The organism is Mesorhizobium sp. M7A.T.Ca.US.000.02.2.1 (assembly GCF_003996995.1).
Lineage (GTDB): Bacteria > Pseudomonadota > Alphaproteobacteria > Rhizobiales > Rhizobiaceae > Mesorhizobium.
The window spans coordinates 1-833 of the sequence record NZ_RZTT01000830.1 but is presented as its reverse complement, the minus strand read 5'-3'; the positions used below and the strand labels follow the sequence as shown (position 1 = coordinate 833).

At 60.3% G+C, this 833-nt stretch carries 1 protein-coding gene and 1 pseudogene; both read right to left on the bottom strand.

The features are described from left to right. Window positions 1-188, bottom strand: a 188-nt coding sequence (locus EOD15_RS34960) for a GTP-binding protein (RefSeq protein WP_245463872.1), incomplete at its 3' end; no start/stop codon positions are given. 98 nt (window positions 189-286) lie between these two features. After that, window positions 287-833: pseudogene (gene fusA / locus EOD15_RS34955) on the bottom strand (elongation factor G); the annotation flags it as partial.

Genomic DNA, 833 nt, shown 5'->3' with positions numbered 1-833 from the left:
ACATGCGCCGTCGAGCTCGTGATGCCGCGCGCCTTTTCCTCAGGAGCAGCGTCGATCTGGTCGTAGCGCTTGTATTCGCCAAAATACTTGGTGATCGCCGCCGTCAGCGACGTCTTGCCATGGTCGACGTGGCCAATCGTGCCGATGTTCACGTGAGGCTTGTTACGCTCGAATTTACCTTTGGCCATAATCGTTCTCCGTCTATTCTACCCGCTAAGGGGAAATTGTTATTCGCTCTTCAGATCCGGCACCGCGCAAGGAGCGCGACCCGGTGGCTAAGAAACCCTTAGGCGTATTTCTTCTGGACTTCCTGAGCCACTGCGGTCGGAACCGGCTCATAGTGATCGAACTGCATGGTGTAGGCCGCACGGCCCTGGCTCATCGAGCGCAGGTTGTCGACATACTTGAACATGTTGGCGAGCGGCACCATCGCGTTGATGACGACGGCGACGCCGCGCGCTTCCTGGCCCTGGATCTGGCCCCGACGACCGTTCAGATCGCCGATGACGCTGCCGACGTAATCTTCCGGCGTCACCACTTCGACCTTCATGATCGGCTCGAGCAGCTGCACGCCAAGCTTGGGTGCGGCTTCACGGAAGCAGGCGCGGCCGGCGATTTCGAAGGCCAGAACGCTGGAGTCGACATCGTGGTAAGCGCCGTCGATCAGCGTCGCCTTGACGCCGATCATCGGGAAGCCCGCGAACGGACCCGAGGTCATGACGCTGTTGATGCCCTTTTCCACACCCGGGATGTATTCCTTCGGCACGGCGCCGCCGACGATCTTGGTCTCGAACTCGAACTCGCTGCTGTCCGGGTTCGGCTCGAAGACGATC